This is a genomic window from Achromobacter sp. NFACC18-2 (assembly GCF_900108985.1).
Taxonomy (GTDB): Bacteria; Pseudomonadota; Gammaproteobacteria; order Burkholderiales; family Burkholderiaceae_B; genus Achromobacter.
Map to the genome: position 1 here is coordinate 21170 of NZ_FNYM01000014.1, position 22274 is coordinate 43443.

A 22274-nucleotide genomic window follows, 5' to 3' on the forward strand; every position below is an offset into this window, starting at 1 on the left:
CATGCGGCGCCGGTTAGCGCTGCAGGGATTCCCAGCTTTTCATCAGGCGCTTGACCGACACCGGCATGGGCGTGCGCAGCTCCTGGGCGAATAGCGCCACCCGCAGCTCCTCGAGCAGCCAGCGGAACTCATCCAGCCGGGGGTCGGGCGCACCTTTCAGCGCCGCCCTCGCCCGCTGGTATTGCGTGACCAGCGGCGCCATCTCGGACACGAGCTTCGCATCGCGCGCCGGATCGGCGCGCAGCTTGTCGATGCGCGCCACCGCCGCCTTCAGATACCGCGGGAAATGCGAGAGCTGCGCATAGGGCGTGTCGCGGATGAACCACTTTGGCATCAGCGCGCCCAATTGCTGCTGCAGATCCGCGTAGGCGGCCGCATGCGGCTTGGCCTGCGGCAGCTTGCGCTGCAGGGCGGCGTACTCGGTCAGCACCGCGCCGGCCAGCCGCGCGACCTCCTGCGCCAGCAGACCCAGCCGCCCCTTGCCCTCGGCGCGGCGCGCTTCGAACTGCTGCTCGTTGACCGGCCACGGTTCGGCCAGGCAGGCCTGGCCCAGCGCGCAGTCGATGATCTGGTCGCGCAGTTCTTCCTGCGTGCCCAGCGTCATGTAGAGCATGCTGATCTTCGTCAGGTCCGTCAGGTTCTTTTCCAGGAACTTCACCTGCTCGCGCAGGCCCAGCCGGAACAGCTTCAAGAGGCCCGCGCGATGATGCTTGCGGGCCTCGTCGGGATCGTCGAAAACGTCCAGGTCGCAATGCGCGCCCCGGTCCACCAGCGCCGGATAGCCGATGACGGACTGGCCGCGCCGCTTGATCTCCATGATCTCGGGCAAGGGGCCGAACGACCAGGAGGTCAGGTTTTCATGCGCCAGCGCCTGCGCGACCTGCGTGTCGCTGGCGGCCAGTTGCTGGAACGTGGCCTGGGCCTGCTTGCCGAATTCGGCGCGCAACTGCGCCAGGTTGCGCCCGGCGGCCAGCATGCGGCCGTGCTCGTCCACGACACGGAAGTTCATGAACAGATGCGCCGGCAGCGTCTCCAGCTTGAAGTCGCCCACCGCCGGACGCACCTGCACCTGGTCCCACATGTCGGCGATGAGGGCGTCCACCAGGCCCTGCTGCGGGTCGGCCAGGCGTTCGAACCAGCGGTCGTAGAAACCGGCCGCATAGTCCGGCAGGGGCACGCAATGGCGGCGCAGCTTCTGCGGCAGCGACTTGAGCAGCAGATGCACCTTTTCCTTCAGCATGCCGGGCACCAGCCACTCGCAGCGCGCCGGATCGATCTGGTTCAGCGCGAAGAGCGGCACCGACAAGGTCACGCCGTCGCGCGGGGAACCGGGCTCGAAGTGGTAATCGAGGGCCATCGACACGCCCTGCCATTCCACCTTCTTGGGGAAGACATCGGTCGTGACGCCGGCCGCCTCGTGGCGCATCAGTTCGTCGCGGGTCAGCATCAGCTTGGCGGCCGATGCCTTGTCCAGGCCGCTCACCCACTTCTCCAGCGTCGCGGTCTGCGAGATGTCGGCGGGAAGCTGGCGGTCGTAGAACGCGTAGATCAGCTCATCGTCCACCAGGATGTCCGGCCGGCGCGTCTGGTGTTCCAGCTTTTCGATGCCGGCAATGAGCTTGCGGTTGTGCGCCACGAACGGCAGGCGCGTGTCGATCTCGCCGGGCACCAGCGCCTGGCGGATGAAGAGTTCGCGGGCATGCGTGGGGTTCACGCGGCCGTAATGCACGCGCCGGCCGGTGTAGATGGCCAGCCCGTAGAGCGTGGCGCGCTCGTTGGCCACGACCTGCCCGGCCTTTTTCTCCCAGCGCGGGTCGGACCAGTTCTTGCGGATGAGATGCGCGCCCACTTTTTCGAGCCACACCGGGTCGATGCGCGCCACACAGCGCGCGTACAGGCGGGTGGTCTCGACCAGCTCGGCCGCCATGATCCAGCGGCCGGCTTTCTTCACCAGGCGCGAGCCCGGATGGATGTGGAAGCGGATCTCGCGCGCGCCCTGGTACATGCCGCCTTCTTCGCTCTTGAAGCCGATGTTGCCCAGAAGGCCGGACAGCAGCGCCATATGAAGCTGTTCGTAGGTGGCTTCAGTCTGGTTGACGCGCCAGCCCTGCTCGCCCACCAGCGCCGCAAGCTGGGTGTGCACGTCATGCCATTCGCGCAGGCGGACCGGCGACAGGAAGTTCTGGCGCAGCAGGCCCACCAGCTTGCGTTGCGACGCCTTGTGCTGCACCTGCTCGCCATACCAGCGCCACAGTTTCAGGAAGGAGATGAACTCGGACTTGTCGTCGCCGAACTTGGCGTGCGCCGCTTCGGCCGCCTCGCGCTCCTGCATGGGCCGGTCGCGCGGGTCCTGCACCGACAGCGCCGAGGCGATGATCAACATTTCGGCCAGGCACTGGTGCTCGCGCGCGGCCAGGATCATCCGGCCGATGCGCGGGTCCACGGGCAGCTTGGCCAATTCATCGCCGGTGCGGGTCAGGACGAAGGCCGCCCCGGTGCGTCCGGCATCCGGGTCGTCGTCGGCGGCCGAGGCCAGCTCGATGGCGCCCAGTTCCTGCAGCAGGTGGTAGCCGTCGGCCACCGCCCGCCCCGGCGGGGCCTCGACGAAGGGAAATTGCTCGATGTCGTCAAGCTTGAGCGACTTCATCCGCAGGATGACCGAGGCCAGCGACGAACGCAGCACTTCCGGATCCGTGAACGGCGCCCGGTTGTTGAAATCCAGCTCGTCATAGAGCCGGATGCAGACCCCGGGTCCCACGCGGCCGCAGCGGCCGGCGCGCTGGTTGGCCGAGGCGCGGCTGATGGGCTCGATGCGCAGTTGCTCGACCTTGTTGCGCCATGAATACCGCTTGATGCGGGCCAGGCCGCTGTCGACGACGAAGCGGATGCCGGGCACGGTCAGCGAGGTTTCCGCCACGTTGGTGGCCAGCACGATGCGCCGCGCGTTGCCGCGCGGGCGGAAGATCTGTTCCTGTTCGGCCTGCGACAGGCGCGCGAAAAGCGGCAGCACCTCGGTGCCGGCCGGATGGCGCTTGCGCAGGGCTTCTGCGGATTCGCGGATTTCCCGCTCGCCGGGCAGGAACACCAGCACGTCGCCGGGGCCGTGGCGGGCGCATTCGTCGACGGCGTCGACGATGGCGTCGATCAGGTCGCGCTCTTCGTCGCCGGACATGCGCTCGCGGTCGCGGCCGGGCTTGCTGGCCTGCGGCGCGTTCTCGTCCGCGGCCGGCTCTTCGCGCACGGGCCGGTAGCGCACCTCCACCGGATACAGACGGCCGGAGACTTCGATGACCGGCGCGGGCTTGTCCTCGGACGCGGCGAAGTGCTTGGCGAAGCGTTCGGCGTCGATGGTGGCCGACGTGATGATGAGTTTCAGGTCCGGCCGGCGCGGCAGCAGCTGCTTCAGATAGCCCAGCAGGAAGTCGATATTCAGGCTGCGTTCGTGCGCCTCGTCGATGATGATGGTGTCGTAGCGGCGCAGCAGCGGATCGCGTTGCGACTCGGCCAGCAGGATGCCGTCCGTCATCAGCTTGATCGACGCGTTGGGACCCGTGCGGTCGTTGAACCGCACCTGGTAGCCGACGACTTCGCCCATGGGCGTGTTCAGTTCCTCGGCGATGCGCTTGGCCACCGAGGTCGCCGCCAGGCGGCGCGGCTGGGTATGGCCGATCATCTTCTGGCGGCCGCGGCCCAGCTCCAGGCAGATCTTGGGAAGCTGGGTGGTCTTGCCCGAGCCGGTTTCGCCGCTGACGATCACGACCTGATGGCCGGCGATCGCGCGCGCGATCTCCTGCCGCCGTGCGCTGACGGGCAGGTCTTCGGGGTAGGTGACGGCCGGAATGGGCCGTTCGGGACGTTCGGGACGGGGTGCGGCGGGGCGGCCTTCGGGCCGGGCCCGGGGCGCCTCCCGCGGGGCTTCCCGGGGCGCTTCCTGGGCATTTTCCCGGGCTGCTTGGCGGGATGCTTCCCGGTCACTGGCGCGCGGCGCCGGAGGTTTCGGCGCCCGCGGGCTGGAGGATTCAGGCATGTAGGATTTATCCGATTAGCCCGCCATTATAAATTTCCGGCGGACTTCGCGCGCACAGCCCCGGCCTGCGCCCCCCCAGCTGCTTTGCCCCGCTACAGCAGCTTGCCCGGATTCATCAGTTGATTCGGGTCCAGCGCCCGCTTGATCATCAGCATCAGGTCCATTTCCACGGGCGACTTGTAGCGCCGCAGCTCATCGCGCCGCAGCTGGCCGACGCCATGCTCGGCGCTGATGCTGCCCCCGCGCTGCGCGACCAGGTCGTGCACGCGGCGGTTCAGCGCCGCCGTGAGGCGGGCGTATTCCGCGGGCGTCACGTCGGGCGGCAGCAGCACGTTGTAGTGCAGGTTGCCGTCGCCGATATGGCCGAAGTTCACGATGGGCAGCCCCGGGAATTCGGAGACCAGCGCCAGGTCCGCCTCTTCGATGAACGCCGCGAGGCGGGAGATGGGCAGCGCGATATCGTGCTTGACCGCCTTGCCCGCGCGCACCTGCGCCTGCGAGATCCCCTCGCGCAGCCGCCACAAGGCCTGCACTTGCGTGTCGTTCATGGCAAAGGCGCAGTCCTGGATCACCCCCGCCTCCAGCGCCGCGCCCAGTGCTTTTTCCAGCGCCGCGGACAGGCCCGAGGGCTCGGTGTCCGACAGTTCCAACAAGGCATGATAGGCATGACGACCGGCGAGCGGGCTGGCCGCGCCGCTGACGTGCGCCACCACCAGACCGAGGCAGCGCGCGGACATCATCTCGAAAGCCGTCAGGCGGTCGCCGCAGGCGGCCTGCAGACGGCTGAGCAGGTCCACCACCTGGGCGGGGGTGTCGGCGCCGACCCAGGCCGCGACGCGGCCCGCCGGCGCCGGATACAGCTTGAGGACCGCGCCCGTGATGATGCCCAGCGTGCCCTCCGAGCCGATGAACAGGCTTTTCAGGTCGTAGCCGGTGTTGTCCTTACGCAGGCCGCGCAGGCCATTCCAGACGCGGCCGTCCGGCAGCACCACCTCCAGGCCCAGCGCCAGATCGCGCGTGTTGCCGTAGCGCAGCACCGCGGTCCCGCCGGCATTGGTGGCCAGGTTGCCGCCGATGGTGCAACTGCCCTCGGCGCCCAGGCTCAAGGGGAAAAAGCGGCCCACGTTGCGCGCCGCGGCCTGCACGTCGGCCAGCAGCACGCCGGCGTCGGCGCACAGCGTGTTGTTGACCGGATCCACTTCGCGGATGCGTTTCATGCGATTCAGGCTGAGGATCACCTGCGCGCCGCTGCCGTCCGGCGTGGCGCCGCCGCTCATGCCCGTGTTGCCGCCCTGCGGCACGACCGGCGTGCGCGTCTGGTGGCACAGCCGCATGACCGCCGACACTTCGGTGGCGTTGCGCGGCCGCACCACGACGGGGGTGCTGCCCTGCCATTTGCCCAGCCAGTCGCGCACGTAGGGCGCCTGGCCTTCGGCATCCAGCACCAGTCCGCCGTCGCCGACCAGGTGCGACAGCCGCTCGATCAGTTCATGGTTGCGCATGGGGACCTCAGGCGCCGTGCCAGTTGAGCCGGATGCGGCCGATCGCCATCGCCGCGGCGGCCTGGGTCGGCTCGACCACGGGCAGGCCCAGCTCGCCCTGCAGCCAGCCCCGATAGGCGGCCATGCCGGCGCAGCCCAGCACCAGCACGTCGGCCTGGTGCTCGTCGTGCAGCCGCTTGCCGACCTGCAGCAGGCGCTCGCGCGTGCGGGCGACGTCGGACAGCTCCACCACGCCCAGGTCCAGCGGCAGCTCGGCCGCCACGCGGCCGGCCAGGCCGATCGCGCCGAACATCCGTCCATGGCGCGGCAGCGACTGGCGCAGGATCGCGATCACGCCCACGCGCTGGCCCAGCGTCAGGGCGGTGAGCATCCCGCATTCGCTGATGCCCAGCACCGGCTTGGGAGTGGCTTCGCGCACCGCGTGCAGGCCCGGATCGCTGAAGCAGGCGATGACGTAGCCCGCGGCGGCGGCGCCGTGCTCGGCGTCCAGCCTGCGCACCAGGTTGGCCAGCGGCAGGGTCACGCTTTCGACGTCAAGCTGGGTCTGCACCCCGGCCGGCCCTTCGGCCAGCGTCAGGCATTGGATGCGGGGGCCGCCGGCCATGCGCAACGGCTCGAGCGCGGCGTCGAACGCGTCCGTCACGGCCTGGGTGGAATTGGGATTGATCACGAAGAGGGTCTGTTCCATTCGTCCGTCCTGGAGGTGGCGACGCCGACGCCGCGCTGGAGCGCGGCCCGGGGCAAGGTACGGCGCCAGTCTAGCCGCCAGTGGCCTGAGCATACATTGTCAATTTGTGCACTGCCCTTAACCCTTTGTTATGCTCTTCGCGTCAATTCGGAGCGGGCGCGATGCAACTGAATCTGCGGCAAATCGAAGTCTTCCGGGCGGTCATGACCACGGGTTCGATCAGCGGGGCGGCCAAGCTGCTCTTTGTCTCCCAGCCCGCGGTCAGCCGCCTCCTGTCCCACACCGAGCAGCGCCTGGGTTTTGCGCTGTTCGAGCGCATCAAGGGCCGGCTCTACCCCACGCCCGAGTCCCGCCAGCTGTTTCGCGAGGTCGAGGCCGTCTATGCCGGCGTGCGGCGCGTGGGCGAACTCGCCGCCGAACTGTCCGAGCGCCGCAGCGGCATCCTGCACCTCGTTTCCAGCCCCAGCATCGGCCACATGCTGGTTCCGCTGACGATCGCGCGCTTCCGGGAATCGCATCCCGACGTCAAGATCACCTTCCAGCCGCTGACCCAGCAGCCCCTGACGCAGATGCTGCTGGACAACCGCGCCGAACTGGGCGTGGTGATCCTGCCGGTCCAGCACCCCAACCTGCTGACCCAGCCCATCGGGCAGGCGCGGCTGGTGTGCATCTGCCCCTACAACCATCCGCTCGCCCATCGCTCGCTGCTGTCGATCAACGATCTGCTGCCCTACCCGCTGATTTCGTACGGCGGCGACACGCCGTTCGGCATGCTGGTCGAGCAGATGTACCAGGAGGCCGGACAGACCCGGCGGCTGGCGGTGGAAGTGAGTTCGCCGCAGAACGCGTGCTCGCTGGTGCAGGCCGGCGCGGGCATCGCCATCGTCGACGAATTCTCGGTCAAGAGCCGCACGCAGGGCGACTTCGTGGTGCGCCCCATCGACCAGGCCAAGATCCTCACCGCGAGCCTGGTGCAGTCGCGCTTCGAGCCCTTGTCGCAGCTTGCGCAGGCGTTCGTGGACGTGCTGCGCCACACGCTGCGCGAGCAGGGTTTCGAGCTGTCCGCGCAGGCCCAGGCAAACCCTGCCAAGGGTAAACCTTGACTTAACCGACTGTTATACCAAGGCAATAAAAAAGCAAGTGGAGTTCTAAAACTTCCGGCTTAGGATGACACCGAAACGTCGTTCCCGATTTCGGTTTTCACGCATCCTGACGGAGAAAAGATGGCAGCCTCCATCGACGCCAAAGGCGTCTTCACCATTTGCCCCACGCCGTTCGACGACGCCCTGCGGGTCGATGCCGACAGCATCCGCACCCTGGTCGATTTTCTGCTTGAGACCGGCGTGACCGGCCTGGCCATCCTGGGCTTTCTGGGCGAGCTGCACAAGCTGTCCAACGCCGAGCGCCGGCTGGTCCTGGAGACCTTCGTCAAGCACACGGACGGACGCGTGCCGGTCTGGGTCGGCGTGCGCGCCCATGGCATCGCCGGCGCCATCGAACAGGCCCGCGAAGCGCAGGAGCTGGGCGCGTCCGCCGTGTTCGCGGCGCCCCTGGACAACGCCGGCGACGCGCTGCTGTTCGACTACTACAAGGCGGTTGCCGAGGCCGTGTCGATTCCGGTCGTGATCCACGACTTCCCGGATTCCTTCGGCACCGAAATCCGCCCCGAAGTGGTCGCCCGGCTGGGGCGCGAAGGCGGCGTGCACATGATCAAGATGGAAGAACCGCCGGTGGGCCAGAAGATCAGCCGCATCCGGGAGCTGGTGCCCGATGCGGACATGGCGATCTTTGGCGGACTGGGCGGCGTGTACTTCCTGGAAGAACTGCAGCGCGGCGCGGTCGGCACCATGACCGGCTTTGCGTTCCCCGAAATCCTGGTGGCCATCTACGAACGCTACGCCAGCGGCGACCACGCCGGCGCCGCCGCGATCTTCGACCGCTACTGCCCGCTGATCCGCTACGAGTTCCAGCCCAAGATCGGCCTGGCGCTGCGCAAGTACATCTACCAGCGCCGCGGCGCCATCAAGAGCCACGCGCTGCGCGCGCCCGGGATGCGCATCGACCCGGTGACCGCGGCCGAACTGGAAGCCACGGTCGCGCGCGTCGGGCTGTCGCTGGCCGCCACCGGCCGCCAACCCGTGCAGGGCTGAGAGGAGCAAGCGCATGGATCTCGGAATCAAAGGCAGGCGCGCGCTGGTGTGCGCATCGAGCAAGGGCCTGGGCTACGCCTGCGCGCTGTCGCTGGCGCGCGAGGGCGTGGAGCTGGTGATGGCGGCGCGCACCGCGGCCACGCTTGACGCGGCGGCGGACGCGATCCGCCGCGAAACCGGCGCCACCGTCGTCACGGTGGCCGCCGACGTCACCACCGAGGCCGGCAGGCAGGCGCTGCTGGCGGCGTGCCCCGAACCCGACATCCTGGTCACCAACGCCGGCGGACCCAAGCCCGGGGATTTCCGGGAATGGTCGCGCGAGGACTGGATCGCCGCGCTGGACGCCAACATGCTCACGCCGATCGCGCTGATCCGCGCCACGGTGGACGGCATGATCGCGCGCCGCTTCGGCCGCATCGTCAACATCACCTCCGCCGCCGTGAAGATGCCCATCGACATCCTGGGCCTGTCCAATGGCGCGCGCGCCGGGCTGACGGGTTTCGTCGCCGGACTGGCGCGCCAGACGGTGCGCCATAACGTCACGATCAACAACCTGCTGCCGGGCCCGTTCCTGACCGACCGCCTGCGCCAGACGGCCGAACGCGGCGCGCGCGACAGCGGCAAGACGGTGGACGACGTCCTGGCCGCCCGCCTGGCCGGCATCCCGGCCGGACGCTATGGCGACCCCGCCGAATTCGGCGACGCCTGCGCCTTCCTGTGCGGCGCCCGGGCCGGCTTCATGACCGGGCAGAACCTCGTCCTGGACGGCGGCATCTATCCCGGCACGCTCTGACCCACCTTTTGCGCACCAAACCCATCCCATGACCGATACCGCAGCATTCGACCTGACGATCCGCAACGGCCGCATCAGCACGGCCACCGACACCTTTTACGCAGACATCGGCGTGCGCGACGGCGTGATCGCCGCGCTGGGCCAGGGCCTGCCGCCCGGCGCGCGCGACATCGACGCGGCGGGGCGCTGGGTGCTGCCGGGCGGCATCGACAGCCATTGCCACGTCGAACAGCTCTCCGGCATGGGCATCATGTGCGCGGACGATTTCTACAGCGCCACGGTGTCGGCGGCGTTCGGCGGCACCACCACCATCATTCCGTTTGCGGCCCAGCATCGCGGCAACGCGCTGCCGGAGGTGGTGGCCGACTACGCCCGCCGCGCCGAAGAGAAGGCAGTCATCGACTACGGCTTTCACCTGATCCTGTCGGACCCCACGGAACAGGCGCTCAAGCACGACCTGCCCGAACTCATCAAAAACGGCATCACCTCCTTCAAGGTGTTCATGACCTACGACCGCCTGAAGCTGGACGACTACCAGTTGCTGGACGTGCTGGAGGTTGCCGACCGCGAGGGCGCGCTGGTCATGGTGCATGCCGAGAACAACGACATGATCCGCTGGGTGGCGCGGCGCCTGGCCGAACGCGGCATGACGGCGCCCAAGTACCACGCCGTGGCCCACACGCCGCTGGCCGAAAGCGAAGCGACCCACCGCGCCGTGACGCTGGCCCGCCTGATGGACGTGCCGATCCTGATCGTGCACGTGGCCGGGCTGGAAGCGGTGCAGGTGGTGCATTCGTCGCAGGCGCTGGGCCTGCCCATCCACGCCGAAAGCTGCCCGCAGTACCTGTTCCTGACCGCCGAGGACATCGACGCGCCGGGCCTGGAAGGCGCCAAGTTCTGCTGCAGCCCGCCCCCGCGCGACGCCGCCTCGCAAGCGGCCGTCTGGCAAGGCCTGGTCGACGGCACCCTGCAGATCTATTCGTCCGACCACGCGCCTTACCGCTTCGACGCCAGCGGCAAGCTGCCCAAGGGCGACGCGACCACCTTCAAGGACGTGGCCAACGGCGTGCCGGGGCTGGAGGTCCGCATGCCCCTGCTCTTTTCCGAGGGCGTGCTGGGCGGCCGCATGTCGATCGAACGCTTCGTCGCCCTGACCGCCACGAATCACGCCCGCACCTACGGCCTGTACCCGCAGAAGGGAACCATCGCGGTGGGCGCGGACGCCGACATCGCCATCTGGAACCCGGAACGCGAGGTGACGATCTCCGCCGCCATGCTGCACGACAACGTGGGCTACACGCCCTACGAGGGCCGGACCGTGCGCGGCTGGCCGGAAGTGGTCATCAGCCGCGGCCGCGTCGCCGTCGAGGACGGGCAATTGCACGTGGCGCGCGGCAGCGGCCGCTTCATCAAGCGCGGCACCCCCGAGCCCGTGCTGCGCCAGCGCCTGACCGGCAACCCGAACGCGCTGGTGCGCAAGTATTTTTCGGCCACCAGCGCCGATTGAATTTCCGCATGAGGATCACGGCATGAGCAAACGTCCCTTCGGCCTGGCGGTCGCGCAGATGGGCCCGGTGCAACCGCAGGAGTCGCGCCGCCAGGCGGTCGCGCGGCTCCTGGCCATGATGCGCGAGGCGCACGCACGCGGCGCGCGCATGGTGGTGTTTCCGGAGCTGGCGCTCACGACCTTTTTTCCGCGCTACTGGATGACGGAAGAAGAGGCGATGGAACGCTACTTCGAAAAAGAGATGCCCGGTCCCGAGACCCGCGTGCTGTTCGACACCGCGCGGGAACTGGGTATCGGCTTTTACCTGGGCTATGCCGAGATCGCCACGGACGGCCGGCGATTCAACACCAGCATCCTGGTCGACGCCAACGCGCGCATCGTCGGACGCTACCGCAAGATCCATCTGCCGGGCCACAGCGACCACAAGCCCGACGCGCCGTTCCAGCACCTGGAAAAGAAGTTCTTCGAGGTCGGCAACGAAGGCTTCAACGTCTGGGAAACGATGGACACGCGCATCGGCATGTGCCTGTGCAATGACCGCCGCTGGACGGAGACCTGGCGCGTGCTCGCGCTGCAAGGCGCCGAGATCGTGGCGCTGGGATACAACACGCCGTCAAAGAATATCCACTGGAACGAACCGGTCCACTTGCGCATGTTCCACCACCTGCTCAGCCTGCAGGCGGCCGCGTATCAGAACGCGGTCTGGGTGGCAGCGGCAGGCAAGGCCGGCGTGGAAGACGGCAGCCACCTGATCGCCGGATCGGCCATTGTCGCGCCCACGGGCGAGATCGTGGCGCAGGCGCAGGGGGAGGAGGACGAGGTGATTTTCTGCCAGGCCGATCTGGCGCTGGGAGACACCTTCAAGCAGCACATCTTCAACTTCGCCGCCCACCGGCGCCCGGAACACTACGGCCTGATTCTCGAGCGCGTAGGCACCGGCCCCGCCCTGGGCAAGACGCCTCTTCCCTAAAGGACCTGCCATGACCCGACTTACCCGCACCCTGATCACTGCCGGCCGCTGCGGCCTTGCGCTGTGCCTGGCCGGCGCCAGCCTGGCCGCGACCGCCCAGCCCCTCACGACCGGCGTGGACGCCACGTTCGCGCCACACGCCATGCCCAAGCTGGGCGGCGGCCTGGACGGCTTCAACATCGAGCTGGGCCAGGCGCTCGCCAAGCAGCTGGGCACCACCATCAAGATCGAAGGCACCGAGTACGCCGCGCTGATTCCGGGGCTGAACGCCAAGAAATACGACTTCGTGCTGGCGCCCACCACGGCCACCGAGGAACGCGCCCGCGCGCTGTTGTTCTCCGAGGGCTACCTGAACACCGACTACACCTTCGTGATCGGCAAGAACGCCAAGGACATCTCGGGCCTGGAGGATCTGAAGGGCAAGAAGCTGGCGGTCAACAAGGGGTCGGCCTACGAGAACTGGGCACGCGACAACGCCGCCAAGTACGGCTTTTCGTATGACGTGTACGCCTCCAACGCGGACGCGGTCCAGGCGGTGCAGGCCGGCCGCGCCGACGCCAACCTGGCGGGCAACACGGTAGCGGCGTGGGCCGCCAAGCAGAACCCGGCGGTGCGCACCAGCTACACCATCAAGACGGGCCTGGTCTGGGCGCTGGCGTTCCGGCTGGACGACCCGGCGGGCCGCGACCGGGTGTCGATGGCGCTCAAGTGCCTGAAGCAGGACGGCACGGTCTCCAAGCTGGCGCAGAAATGGTTCGGCTTCACGCCCGCCCCCGGTTCCGCGGCGGTCACGGTGACGCCCGGCCAGGGCGTGCCCAACCTGCCCGGTTACGACGCCAAGCCGGTCGCGCTGCGCTGCAGCTGATTGCCCGACGCCAACGCCAACGACATGGGACGGGTCGCTTGCGGCCCGCGCCCGCGCACCGAGGAGCTTCCAATGGAAACGCCTATCCTGAAAATCGCCGGGCTGCACAAGTCCTATGGCGACAACGCCGTCCTCAAGGGCATCGACCTGGACGTGGGCAAGGGCGAGCTGGTCTTCATGATCGGCCCGTCCGGCTCGGGCAAGAGCAGCCTGCTGCGCTGCTGCAACCGGCTCGAGGAGCCGTCCGCCGGCACCATCCACGTCGATGGCGAGGAAATCACCGCGCCTTCGGCCGAACTGAATCGCATCCGCCAGAACATCGGCATGGTGTTCCAGCATTTCAACCTGTACCGCCACATGTCCGTGCTGTCGAACATCACGCTGGCGCTGCGCAAGGTGCAGAAGCTGTCGCGCGCCGAGGCCGACCGCCGCGGCATGGAGGCGCTGGACCGCGTGGGACTGGCCGACAAGGCAAAGGCCTACCCCGACCAGTTATCCGGCGGCCAGCAGCAGCGCGTGGGCATTGCGCGCTCGCTCGCGCTGCGTCCCAAGGTCGTGCTGTTCGACGAGCCCACCAGCGCGCTCGACCCGGAGCTCGTGGGCAGCGTGCTGGCCGTGATGCGCGAACTCAAGCGCGACGGCATGACGATGATGGTGGTCAGCCATGAAATGGGTTTTGCCCGCGCCGCGGCCGACCGGGTCGTCTTCATGGACGGCGGCGTGATCGTCGAGCAAGGTCCGCCGCAGGACGTCTTTGGCGCCCCCCGTCAACCCCGCACGCAGGCCTTCCTGGCCCGCATGGCGGAGCATGCCGCGTAAGCGGCCCGGTGAGCGCTCCATGGATCTGAAAGCCCTGCTGTTCTCATTCTTCAACGCCGAGGTCGCGTGGCGCTATCTGCCCGACATCCTGGCCGGCATGTGGGTCACGCTGCAACTGGGCGTGGCCGTGGCCGCCACGGGCGTGGCGCTGGGCCTGGTGCTGGCCGTGGCGCGCGCGCTGCGCATCCGGCCGTTGAATTTCCTGATCATCTGTTTTGCCGACATCCTGCGCGCGCTGCCGCCGCTGGTGGTCATCATGGTGCTGTTTTTCGCGTTCCCGTACATCAACCTGTCGATGTCCGCCTTCGTGGCGTGCTGGCTGTCGCTGTCGCTGGTGCTGGCCGCGTTTGCCGAGGAGATCTTCTGGGCGGGCATCCTGTCGGTGCCGCGCGGCCAGGCCGAGGCGGCGCGCTCCACGGGGCTGAACTGGCTGCAGAGCATGGTGTATGTCGTGATGCCGCAGGCGTTGAGACTGACCGTCGCGCCGCTGACCAACCGCGTCATCGCCATCACCAAGAGCACGGCACTGGGCTCGGTCGTGGGCTTGAGCGAAGTGCTCAACAATGCGCAGTCGGCCAGCAGCAACGCAGGCAACGCCACGCCGCTGACCTTGGCGGCCGTGGCCTGCCTGCTCATCTTCCTGCCGGTGGTGGTGCTGGGACGCTGGACCGAAACGCGGTTCAAGTGGAAGCACTGACCTGGAAGCACTGATCTGGAAGCACGGACCTGGAAGCACGGACCTGAAAACACGGACCCCGGAAAGGACCGCAAACGATCGGCGCGGCCTGCGCAATGCCACGTAAGGCCACGCAGGGCCGCGCAGGCCGGCTAAACACAACAAGGGAGCCCGCAATGGGCCCAGGGGAACCGCATGGACGAAATCCTGCAGAATTTCTTCAATCTGAACGTCTACGCCAACGTCGCGCCCTACCTGCTGCAGGGCCTGGGCCGCACGCTGATGCTGTCGGCCATGGTGATCCCGGTGGGGCTGGCGTCGGGGCTGCTCATCGGCGTGCTGTCCGTCACGCTCAAGGCCCGCTGGGCGCGCGTGCTGCTGGCCATCTACATCGATTTCTTCCGCGCCCTGCCGCCGCTGGTGCTGCTGATCTTCATCTACTTCGGCGCGCCGTTCCTGGGACTGGACCTGCCCAAGCTGCTGGCGGTGGCGGTGGGCTTCATGCTGAACAATTCCTCCTACTACGGCGAGGTCTTCCGCGCCGGGCTGGAAAGCGTGCCGCGCGGCCAGGTCGAAGCGGCGCGGTCCACGGGCCTGTCCGCCTGGCAGACGATGTGGCATGTGCAGATCCCGCAGGCCACGCGCAACGTCATGCCGGATCTCATCAGCAACACGCTCGAAGTGGTCAAGCTGACCACGCTGGCCAGCGCCGTCGCGCTGCCGGAGCTGCTGCGGGTGGCGCGCGACGCCCAGTCGCTGGTCTACAACCCGTCGCCCATCGTGCTGGCGGCGCTGTTCTACCTGGCGCTGCTGTGGCCCGTCGTGCGCCTGCTCAGCCGGCTGGAACACCGGCAGCTTTCCCGGCATTGAGACCGCGGGGGCTGGCAACGCGGGCCGGGGCCCGACGCCCCGGACGCCGGGCGGAGGCCGCCTGTGGGGCGTCCGCCACAATGCGGCGGACCGGCGCCAGTGGCCGTCCGGGCGCGGCCATATAATTCCGCGTAGCGCCGCCCCCCTCGGGCGGCGCGTGCGGCCAGGCCCTTCCGCCTGCGCCGTCCCGCGACCCATAGGATCAAAGCAACACTCATCATGCCCGACCTGGAACCAGACACCGTCTCCGCCCTTGAAGCCCCTGAATTTGCCGCCGCGCAGTTTGTGCGATGGTTCCGAGACGTGGCGCCGTATGTGCATGCATTCCGAGGCAAGACGTTCGTGGTGGCGTTTGGCGGCGAACTGGTGCAGGCCGGCGCGCTGAATGCCCTGGTCCAGGATCTGTCCCTGCTGTCCTCGCTGGGCATCCGGCTGGTGCTGGTGCACGGCTCGCGGCCGCAGGTCAACGAGCAATTGCGCCTGAAGGGCTATACGCAGCAGTTCGACCGGGGCCTGTCCCCCACCGACGCCGCCGCGCTCGAATGCGCCAAGGAAGCCGCCGGCGAGATCCGCCTGGACATCGAGGCGGCCTTCAGCCAGGGGCTGCCCAACACGCCCATGTCGCACGCCCACATCCGCGTGATCTCCGGCAATTTCGTCACCGCGCGCCCCGCGGGCGTGCTGGACGGCGTGGACTACAAGCACACCGGCCAGGTTCGCAAGATCGACGTGGAGGCGCTGAAGTTCGCCATCGAGAAAGCCTCGTCGGTCGTGCTGCTGTCGCCGCTGGGTTTCTCGCCGACGGGCGACGCCTTCAACCTGGCCATGGAAGACCTCGCCACCAGCGTGGCCGTGGCGCTGCGCGCCGAAAAACTCATCTTCCTGTCGCGCTCGCAGGGCGTGCTGAACGACGACGGCACGCTGGACACCGAACTGGCGCGCGTGGATGCCGACGCGCTGCTGGCGGGCGGCGAGCTGGACGAAGAAACCCATTCCTTCCTGCAATACGCCTCGCTCGCGGTCAAGCGCGGGGTGGCGCGCGCCCACCTGCTGCCCTTCGAACTGGACGGCAGCGTGCTGCTCGAGATCTTCACCCACGATGGCGTGGGCACCATGGTGGTCGAGGACACGCTGGACGACCTGCGCCCCGCCACGATCGACGACGTGGGCGCCATCCTCAGCCTGATCGAACCCCTGGAAGCCGACGGCACGCTGGTGCCGCGCCCGCGCAGCGTGGTCGAGCGCGACGTCGAGAACTTCACCGTGCTCGAGCACGATGGCGTCATCTACGGTTGCGCGGCGCTGCATGCCTTCCCCGACGAGCAGATGGCCGAAATGGCCTGCCTGATCGTGCACCCCGAATGGCAGGGCTCCGGCGAAGGCGAAATCCTGCTGCGCCACATGGAATCGCGCGCCCGCGCCGCGGGCGCCAAGCGGCTGTTCGTGCTGACCACCCGCACCTCGCACTGGTTCATGAAGCGCGGCTTCGTGCAAGGCGGCATCGCCGACCTGCCCCGCGAAAAGCAAAACAACTACAACCGCTCCCGCAACAGCCTGGTCTTCATCAAGAAGCTCTGACACCCGCTCCCCGCGCCAATCCGCGGAGGATGGAAGGGGCTTGGCGCCCGGCGCGCGCCAAGCCCGCTAAAATGTGGCGTTATTCATTTTTCCGGCAGCGAACCATGGCCCGTATCGTCAACTGTGTGAAATTGAAGCGTGAAGCAGAAGGGCTGGACTATCCGCCCTATCCCGGCGAAGTCGGCACGCGCATCTGGCAAAGCATTTCCAAGGAAGCCTGGGAAGACTGGAAAGGCGTGCAGACGCGCCTCGTGAACGAAAACCGGCTGAACCTGGCCGACGCCCGCGCGCGCAAGTACCTGCAACAGCAGATGGAACGCTACCTGTTCGAGGACGGCAGCGTCGAAGCCGACGGCTACGTCCCGCCCTCGGCCTGACCCGATACGCCGCGCCCGCGGCGTGCGGCATCGCAAAGCCCCTCGCCCCGCGAGGGGCTTTTGCCTTTTCGCATGCACCCTCAAGATCTCGGCCCCCAAGACCTTAAGATTCACAGACCGCTGACCGTATTAACGCTGTCATGAAAGAAGAATCGCGCCTGCCCATCGCACCTGACCCGTCCCCCGTCATCGAGCGCGCCCTGCGGATCGAACCCGATCGCACGACCGGCACGCTGCGAGACGTGCGCCACGTCGTCATCCTGATGCAGGAAAACCGCTCCTTCGACCACTATTTCGGCACGCTGCCGGGCGTGCGCGGCTTTGCCGATCCGCATCCGGCCCCCACCCCGGCGGGCACGGTCATGACGCAGGCGGACGGCCAGGCCCGCTGCCGTCCCTACGACCTGCAGCCGGAGTGCGCCAGCGACACGCCGGTGGGCTACATCACGCCGCATACCTGGGACGACGCGCAGCGCGCCTGGAACGACGGCCGCATGGACCAGTGGCTGTCCGCCAAGAGCCGGCTGGGCATGGGCGCCTACCAGGGCGCCGACGTGCCGTTCCAGACGGCGCTGGCCAATGCCTTCACGGTGTGCGACGCCTATCACTGTTCGATCCAGGCCGGCACCAACCCGAACCGGCTGTTCCTGTGGACGGGGACCAACGATCCACAGGGCGCGGCAGGTGGACCGGCGCTCGTCAACACCTATGACCGGCTCGGGCCGGCCACCGAGGGCTACGCCTGGACCACCTATCCGGAACGGCTGCAAGCGGCGGGCGTGGACTGGCGCATCTACCAGGACATGGCGGACAACTACAACGACAACCCGCTCGCTGGCTTCAGGCAGTACCGCAGCCAACACGCAAGCGCGGCGGCCGAGGCGCCGCTGCGCGACCGCGCGCTGGCCACCCGCACCCTGGACGATCTGGCCCGCGACGTGGCGCAGGGCACGCTGCCCGCCGTATCCTGGATCATCGCGTCCGCGGCGGATTCGGAGCACCCCGAAGTGTCCTCGCCCCGCCAGGGCGGCGCCTACACCGAGCGCGTGCTGGACATCCTGACGCGGGACCCCGAAACGTGGAGCCGGTGCGTGCTGTTCGTCACCTATGACGAAAACGATTGCTTCTTCGACCACATGCCGCCGCCCGCGCCGCCCGCGCGCCATCCGGACGGCGAATCGGGCGGCCTGTCCACTGTCGAACTCGATGGCGAATACCATGACGCGCGGCACGGCCCCAGCGCGTCCACGCCGGACGATCCCGCGGCCCTGCACGGCCGCGCCTTCGGGCTGGGTCCGCGCGTGCCCATGCTGGTGGTTTCGCCCTGGAGCCGGGGCGGCTGGGTCAATTCGCAGGTGTTCGACCACACCTCCGTGCTCCGATTCCTGGAAGCGCGCTTCGGCGTCGCCGAACCCAACATCAGCGCCTGGCGCCGTACGGTGGCGGGCGACCTGACGTCGGCCTTCGATTTCGCGGGCGACCGGGGGCCGCATCATCCCGACAGCAACCGCCACACCTGTCCCTTGCCCTATGCGCTGGAGGCCGTGGGCAAGATGGCGGCCGATGGCGAACATTACCGGCTGACGCTGCGCAATCCGGGCAGCGCGGGCGCCGTGCTGCACGTCTATGACCGTCTTGCGCTGACGCGGGCGCCCCGGCGCTACACGGTGGGCGCGGGCGCGCGCCTGGACGACGGCTGGCGGCTGGCGGAAAACGGCGCGTATGACCTGTGGCTGCTGGGGCCGGACGGTTTTCACCGCCAGTTCCGCGGCGATGCGCAGGACGCGGGCATGCTGGAAGCGCAGCTCGTGCCCGTGACCTCGGGCCTGCGCCTGCGGCTGGTCAACCACGGCGACACGCCGCAACCGGTCAGGGTGGAATCGCACATGCAGGACGGCTGGCGCGCCATGGCGCACGTGCCCGCCGGCGGCGCGGTCGAGCTCAAGTACGCGGGCTGCGAGGGATGGTACGACCTGGAGGTGGGTGCGCCGGCGATGCCGGGCTTCGGACGCCGGCTTGCCGGTCGCATCGACGGCGGCAAGCCGGGTGTGCCGGATCCCCGGCTGTGCCAGGGATCGGCGCTGCCGCTTTGAGGCGGCAGGCGGTGGGCGCTTACTGGTCCGAGGTGTCCTCGGACTCTTCTTCACCGCGCGCCAGGCGCTCGGTGTTCTTCACGCCGGTGTGGCGCACGTCGGCGCCCTTGACCATGTAGATCACGCGCTCGGACATGTTCTTGGCGTGGTCGCCGATGCGTTCGAGCGCGCGCGCGATGAAGATCATGTCGATGGCGCGCGAAATGGTGCGCGGATCTTCGATCATGTAGGTGATCAGGTGGCGCAGCGCGCCCTTCCATTCCTTGTCCACTTCCTTGTCGCTGCGCACGACGGCGGCGGCCAGGATGGGATCGAGGCGAGCGAACGCATCCAGCGCCTGGTGCAGCATGGTGCGCACGGCGGCGGCCATGTGGCGCAGTTCGATCACGGGAATGTGGCGCAGTTCGCCTTCATGGACGCGGCGGGCAACGGTGGCGACTTTCTCGGCCTCGTCGCCGGAACGCTCCATGTCGGTCAGCATCTTGGACACGGCCATCAGCATGCGCAGGTCGATGGCGGTGGGCTGGTGCCGGGCCAGGATGCGGCTGATGCTTTCGTCGATCTCGACTTCGTGGCGGTTGACTTCCTTTTCCCGCTCGCGAACCTTATCGACCAGCGACATATCGCCGCTGGCCAGCGCGTCGATCGCCTCCTGGATCATGGCTTCCACCACGCCGCCCATTTGCAAGAATTGCGAACGGACGCTCTCCAGATCGGCGTCGAACTGCTTGTTTGTATGCTCCGTCATCCGGGCTCCCTGCGTGGTTGATCTCATTGCATTGCCCCGAAATAGAAGAGGTTACGAGATGGGCCTGCACAACCGGCAAGGTTATGACCCAAGTGTGACAGGATTATGAATCGAGGCCCCGCCCCCGGCAAGGCGGATCGGCGGGGCCTGCAGGCCGGCGTCTGATCAGCCGGCGCGGTCCAGGCGGCGGATGCCGTTCTGGGTGGCCAGCAGCGCCACGTCGGCGCCCGACAGCGCGAACAGGCCGCAAGTCACGACGCCCGGCAGGTTGTTGACGATGGCTTCGAACGCGGGCGCGTCGGTGATGGACAGCCCGGACACGTCCAGGATGATGTTGCCGTTGTCCGTGACAAAGCCCTCGCGCAGCCGGGGCTGGCCGCCCAGCGCGGTCAGCGCGCGGGCAACGGATTCCCGCGCCATCGGAATGACTTCGAGCGGCAACGGAAACTTGCCCAGCGTCTGGACCAGCTTGGATTCATCGGCGATGCAGATGAAGCGCTCGGCCACCGAGGCCACGATCTTCTCGCGCGTCAGCGCGCCGCCGCCGCCCTTGATCATGTGCAGGTTGGCGTTGATCTCGTCGGCGCCGTCCACGTAGATGGGCATGGTGGAGACGTCGTTCAGGTCCAGCACTTTCAGGCCATGACCCGCCAGACGGGCCGCGCTGCGCTCGGAACTGGCCACCGTGCCGCCGATGCGGCCCTTGAATCGCGCCAGGCCGTCGATGAACAGGTCAGCCGTGGAACCGGTGCCCACGCCGATGATGGCGTCCGGGCCGGCGACCTGTTCGACGAATTCCAGGGCCGCGTCAGCGGCTTGCTGCTTGAGTTCTTGCTGGGAGAGCATGGCGGTAGAAGTGCGGAAAAGTTGCGTGAGCCAGGAAATTTAGCATGCGGCGGTTTCGGGCCAGGCGCGCGCGAGGATCGCGTGCGTGTCGGCGCCGGCGGGCATTTCACCAAACATGCCCCCCGGCGCCTGCAGGCGGCTGGCCACGAAGGCGTCCGACACCGCGGCGGGCGCGTGCTCGATGAGCAAGGCGGCCTGCCACAGGCGCGCCAGGCCGCCGGCGATCCGCCGCGCCTGGAAGGGAGCCTGCTCGGTGTCCGCCAGCAGCGCGCGCCAGCGCGCCAGGGCCTCGTCGTAACCGCGGTGCTGCCCCGCGGCGCGCCCCAGCTCGGCCTCCAGCGCGGGCAGCGCCTCTGGTTCGCGCTGCAACGCCCGCAGCACGTCCAGCGCCATCACGTTGCCCGAGCCCTCCCAGATGGAGTTGACCGGCGTTTCCCGATAGAGCCGGGGCATCGGGCCGTCTTCGACGTAGCCATTGCCGCCCCAGACCTCCATGCACTCGGCCACGGCGGCCACCGCGCGCTTGCAGACCCAGAGCTTGGCGGCAGGCGTGCCCACGCGCACCAGCGCGCGCGCGCCGGCGTCGGCGCGTTCGTCCACGGCCCGCGCCAGGCGCAGGGCCAGCGCCATGGCCGCTTCGCTTTCCAGGGCCAGGTCGGCCAGCACATTGCGCATCAGCGGCTGTTCGACCAGCCGCTTGCCGAACGCCTGGCGGTGCAGCGCATGATGCGCCGACTGCGCCAGCGCCTGGCGCAACAGCGCGGCGCTGCCCAGCACGCAGTCCAGCCGCGTCGTGCCCGCCATTTCGAGCAGCACCGACAGGCCGCGTCCGGGCTCGCCGACCATGACACCCCAGGCCTCTTCGAACTCGACCTCCGAGCTGGCGTTGCTGCAATTGCCCAGCTTGTCCTTCAGGCGCCGCACGCGCACGGCGTTGCGCGGGCCGTCGGGGATCCAGCGCGGAACGAGAAAGCAGCAGAGGCCCTCGTCCGTCTGGGCCAGCACCAGGTGCGCATCGGCCTGCGGCACCGAGAAGAACCATTTGTGCCCCACGAGCTGATACGCGCAACCGCGCCCGGGCGCGCCCAGCGGCATGGCGCGCGTCGTGACCGCCCGCAGGTCCGAGCCGCCCTGCTTTTCCGTCATGCCCATGCCGATCAGGGCGCTGCGCTTGGCGCCGAGCGGCGCATCGGCGGGGTCGAATTCCCGCGAATACAGCGCGGGCAGCCACTGGCCGGCGAAGTCCACCACGCCGGCGGGCTCGCGCTGCAGCAGCGGCACGGCGGCGAAGGTCATGGTGGTGGGGCACAGGGTGCCGGCCTCGACCTGGCCCTGCATCAGGTAGGCGGCCGCGCGCGCCACCTGCGCTCCCGGCGCGGGCTGCATCCAGGCGCGGCTGTGCAGGCCGCGGGCCATGATGCCGGTCATGAGCAGGTTCCAGGCGGGGTGGAACTCGATGCGGTCGACGCGATGGCCCGCCCGGTCGTAGCTGACCAGGCGCGGCGGACTGCGGTTGGCCTCGGCCCCCGCGGCCAGCGTTTGCGCGCGGCCCAGCCAGGCGCCGTGGGCGTTCAGGTCGCCCGCCCAGGCCTGCGCACCCTCGCGGCGCACGGCCTCGCGCAGGGCGGGATCGGTGTCGTACAGGGAATAGTCTTCCAGGGGCGGAACCTGGTTGAACACGGTGTGCGTCGCGAACGATGACATGGAATCCCCCTGATTCGATCGGCCGCCGCGCCGCATGGACGTGTGCCCGTATGCGCGGCGC

At 68.5% G+C, this 22274-nt stretch carries 18 protein-coding genes; 12 read left to right on the plus strand and 6 right to left on the minus strand.

Annotated features, from left to right (window positions below):
- Positions 1–13: 13 nt before the first annotated feature.
- From hrpA to BMW75_RS20245, 3 genes are all read right to left on the minus strand, one after another.
- Entirely contained in the window at positions 14–4027 is a 4014-nt protein-coding gene (gene hrpA / locus BMW75_RS20235) for an ATP-dependent RNA helicase HrpA (RefSeq protein WP_092581616.1), read from the minus strand.
- A gap of 92 nt (positions 4028–4119) precedes the next feature.
- Entirely contained in the window at positions 4120–5529 is a 1410-nt protein-coding gene (locus BMW75_RS20240) for an FAD-binding oxidoreductase (protein ID WP_092581617.1), read from the minus strand.
- A gap of 7 nt (positions 5530–5536) precedes the next feature.
- Complete coding sequence (locus BMW75_RS20245; RefSeq protein WP_092581618.1) at positions 5537–6217, minus strand: aspartate/glutamate racemase family protein; 681 nt, start codon at positions 6215–6217, stop codon at positions 5537–5539.
- Positions 6218–6378: 161 nt separating this feature from the next.
- Between BMW75_RS20245 and BMW75_RS20250 the strand changes: the two genes are divergently transcribed.
- The 12 genes from BMW75_RS20250 (at position 6379) to BMW75_RS20305 (ending at position 18915) form a co-directional block, all read left to right on the plus strand.
- Positions 6379–7320, plus strand: a complete 942-nt coding sequence (locus BMW75_RS20250; RefSeq protein ID WP_076519836.1) for a LysR substrate-binding domain-containing protein — start codon at positions 6379–6381, stop codon at positions 7318–7320.
- Positions 7321–7440: 120 nt separating this feature from the next.
- The gene (locus tag BMW75_RS20255; RefSeq protein WP_076519835.1) at positions 7441–8367 is read left to right on the plus strand and encodes a dihydrodipicolinate synthase family protein; all 927 of its coding nucleotides are present in this window, start codon (positions 7441–7443) and stop codon (positions 8365–8367) included.
- A gap of 13 nt (positions 8368–8380) precedes the next feature.
- On the plus strand, positions 8381–9160 hold the full coding sequence (locus tag BMW75_RS20260; RefSeq protein WP_092581619.1) for an SDR family oxidoreductase: 780 nt from the start codon (positions 8381–8383) through the stop codon (positions 9158–9160).
- Positions 9161–9188: 28 nt separating this feature from the next.
- On the plus strand, positions 9189–10667 hold the full coding sequence (hydA, locus tag BMW75_RS20265) for a dihydropyrimidinase (RefSeq protein ID WP_092581620.1): 1479 nt from the start codon (positions 9189–9191) through the stop codon (positions 10665–10667).
- 22 nt (positions 10668–10689) lie between these two features.
- Complete coding sequence (locus tag BMW75_RS20270) at positions 10690–11637, plus strand: N-carbamoyl-D-amino-acid hydrolase (RefSeq protein ID WP_092581621.1); 948 nt, start codon at positions 10690–10692, stop codon at positions 11635–11637.
- 10 nt (positions 11638–11647) lie between these two features.
- Positions 11648–12502 carry a transporter substrate-binding domain-containing protein gene (locus BMW75_RS20275; RefSeq protein WP_092581622.1) on the plus strand — a complete coding sequence of 285 codons (855 nt, stop codon included), beginning with the start codon at positions 11648–11650 and terminating at the stop codon, positions 12500–12502.
- 72 nt (positions 12503–12574) lie between these two features.
- Entirely contained in the window at positions 12575–13321 is a 747-nt protein-coding gene (locus BMW75_RS20280; RefSeq protein WP_092581623.1) for an amino acid ABC transporter ATP-binding protein, read from the plus strand.
- A 19-nt stretch (positions 13322–13340) separates the two neighbouring features.
- Positions 13341–14018 carry an amino acid ABC transporter permease gene (locus tag BMW75_RS20285; RefSeq protein WP_254792080.1) on the plus strand — a complete coding sequence of 226 codons (678 nt, stop codon included), beginning with the start codon at positions 13341–13343 and terminating at the stop codon, positions 14016–14018.
- Positions 14019–14192: 174 nt separating this feature from the next.
- Positions 14193–14867, plus strand: coding sequence for an amino acid ABC transporter permease (locus BMW75_RS20290; protein ID WP_076519829.1), 675 nt, complete (start codon positions 14193–14195; stop codon positions 14865–14867).
- A gap of 219 nt (positions 14868–15086) precedes the next feature.
- A complete protein-coding gene (gene argA / locus BMW75_RS20295; RefSeq protein WP_076519828.1) occupies positions 15087–16445 on the plus strand; it encodes an amino-acid N-acetyltransferase in 1359 nt (452 codons plus the stop codon).
- Positions 16446–16549: 104 nt separating this feature from the next.
- Entirely contained in the window at positions 16550–16822 is a 273-nt protein-coding gene (locus tag BMW75_RS20300) for an oxidative damage protection protein (protein ID WP_008164523.1), read from the plus strand.
- 140 nt (positions 16823–16962) lie between these two features.
- On the plus strand, positions 16963–18915 hold the full coding sequence (locus BMW75_RS20305; protein ID WP_092581624.1) for a phosphocholine-specific phospholipase C: 1953 nt from the start codon (positions 16963–16965) through the stop codon (positions 18913–18915).
- 19 nt (positions 18916–18934) lie between these two features.
- Here the strand turns inward: BMW75_RS20305 and phoU are convergent, their stop codons facing one another.
- The 3 genes from phoU to BMW75_RS20320 all read right to left on the minus strand — a co-directional run bounded on the left by phoU (position 18935) and on the right by BMW75_RS20320 (position 22213).
- Entirely contained in the window at positions 18935–19663 is a 729-nt protein-coding gene (phoU, locus tag BMW75_RS20310) for a phosphate signaling complex protein PhoU (RefSeq protein WP_076519826.1), read from the minus strand.
- A gap of 165 nt (positions 19664–19828) precedes the next feature.
- A complete protein-coding gene (gene rpiA, locus BMW75_RS20315; RefSeq protein WP_092581626.1) occupies positions 19829–20509 on the minus strand; it encodes a ribose-5-phosphate isomerase RpiA in 681 nt (226 codons plus the stop codon).
- Between the two features lie 39 nt (positions 20510–20548).
- A complete protein-coding gene (locus tag BMW75_RS20320) occupies positions 20549–22213 on the minus strand; it encodes an isovaleryl-CoA dehydrogenase (protein ID WP_092581627.1) in 1665 nt (554 codons plus the stop codon).
- Positions 22214–22274 lie beyond the last annotated feature (61 nt).

What these genes read in the sequence shown, in the direction of transcription:
- hrpA (WP_092581616.1), bottom strand. Translation starts at nt 4,027, where the DNA reads ATGCCTGAATCCTCCAGCCCGCGGGCGCCGAAACCTCCGGCGCCGCGC.
- BMW75_RS20240 (WP_092581617.1), bottom strand. Translation starts at nt 5,529, where the DNA reads ATGCGCAACCATGAACTGATCGAGCGGCTGTCGCACCTGGTCGGCGAC.
- BMW75_RS20245 (WP_092581618.1), bottom strand. Translation starts at nt 6,217, where the DNA reads ATGGAACAGACCCTCTTCGTGATCAATCCCAATTCCACCCAGGCCGTG.
- BMW75_RS20250 (WP_076519836.1), top strand. Translation starts at nt 6,379, where the DNA reads ATGCAACTGAATCTGCGGCAAATCGAAGTCTTCCGGGCGGTCATGACC.
- BMW75_RS20255 (WP_076519835.1), top strand. Translation starts at nt 7,441, where the DNA reads ATGGCAGCCTCCATCGACGCCAAAGGCGTCTTCACCATTTGCCCCACG.
- BMW75_RS20260 (WP_092581619.1), top strand. Translation starts at nt 8,381, where the DNA reads ATGGATCTCGGAATCAAAGGCAGGCGCGCGCTGGTGTGCGCATCGAGC.
- hydA (WP_092581620.1), top strand. Translation starts at nt 9,189, where the DNA reads ATGACCGATACCGCAGCATTCGACCTGACGATCCGCAACGGCCGCATC.
- BMW75_RS20270 (WP_092581621.1), top strand. Translation starts at nt 10,690, where the DNA reads ATGAGCAAACGTCCCTTCGGCCTGGCGGTCGCGCAGATGGGCCCGGTG.
- BMW75_RS20275 (WP_092581622.1), top strand. Translation starts at nt 11,648, where the DNA reads ATGACCCGACTTACCCGCACCCTGATCACTGCCGGCCGCTGCGGCCTT.
- BMW75_RS20280 (WP_092581623.1), top strand. Translation starts at nt 12,575, where the DNA reads ATGGAAACGCCTATCCTGAAAATCGCCGGGCTGCACAAGTCCTATGGC.
- BMW75_RS20285 (WP_254792080.1), top strand. Translation starts at nt 13,341, where the DNA reads ATGGATCTGAAAGCCCTGCTGTTCTCATTCTTCAACGCCGAGGTCGCG.
- BMW75_RS20290 (WP_076519829.1), top strand. Translation starts at nt 14,193, where the DNA reads ATGGACGAAATCCTGCAGAATTTCTTCAATCTGAACGTCTACGCCAAC.
- argA (WP_076519828.1), top strand. Translation starts at nt 15,087, where the DNA reads ATGCCCGACCTGGAACCAGACACCGTCTCCGCCCTTGAAGCCCCTGAA.
- BMW75_RS20300 (WP_008164523.1), top strand. Translation starts at nt 16,550, where the DNA reads ATGGCCCGTATCGTCAACTGTGTGAAATTGAAGCGTGAAGCAGAAGGG.
- BMW75_RS20305 (WP_092581624.1), top strand. Translation starts at nt 16,963, where the DNA reads ATGAAAGAAGAATCGCGCCTGCCCATCGCACCTGACCCGTCCCCCGTC.
- phoU (WP_076519826.1), bottom strand. Translation starts at nt 19,663, where the DNA reads ATGACGGAGCATACAAACAAGCAGTTCGACGCCGATCTGGAGAGCGTC.
- rpiA (WP_092581626.1), bottom strand. Translation starts at nt 20,509, where the DNA reads ATGCTCTCCCAGCAAGAACTCAAGCAGCAAGCCGCTGACGCGGCCCTG.
- BMW75_RS20320 (WP_092581627.1), bottom strand. Translation starts at nt 22,213, where the DNA reads ATGTCATCGTTCGCGACGCACACCGTGTTCAACCAGGTTCCGCCCCTG.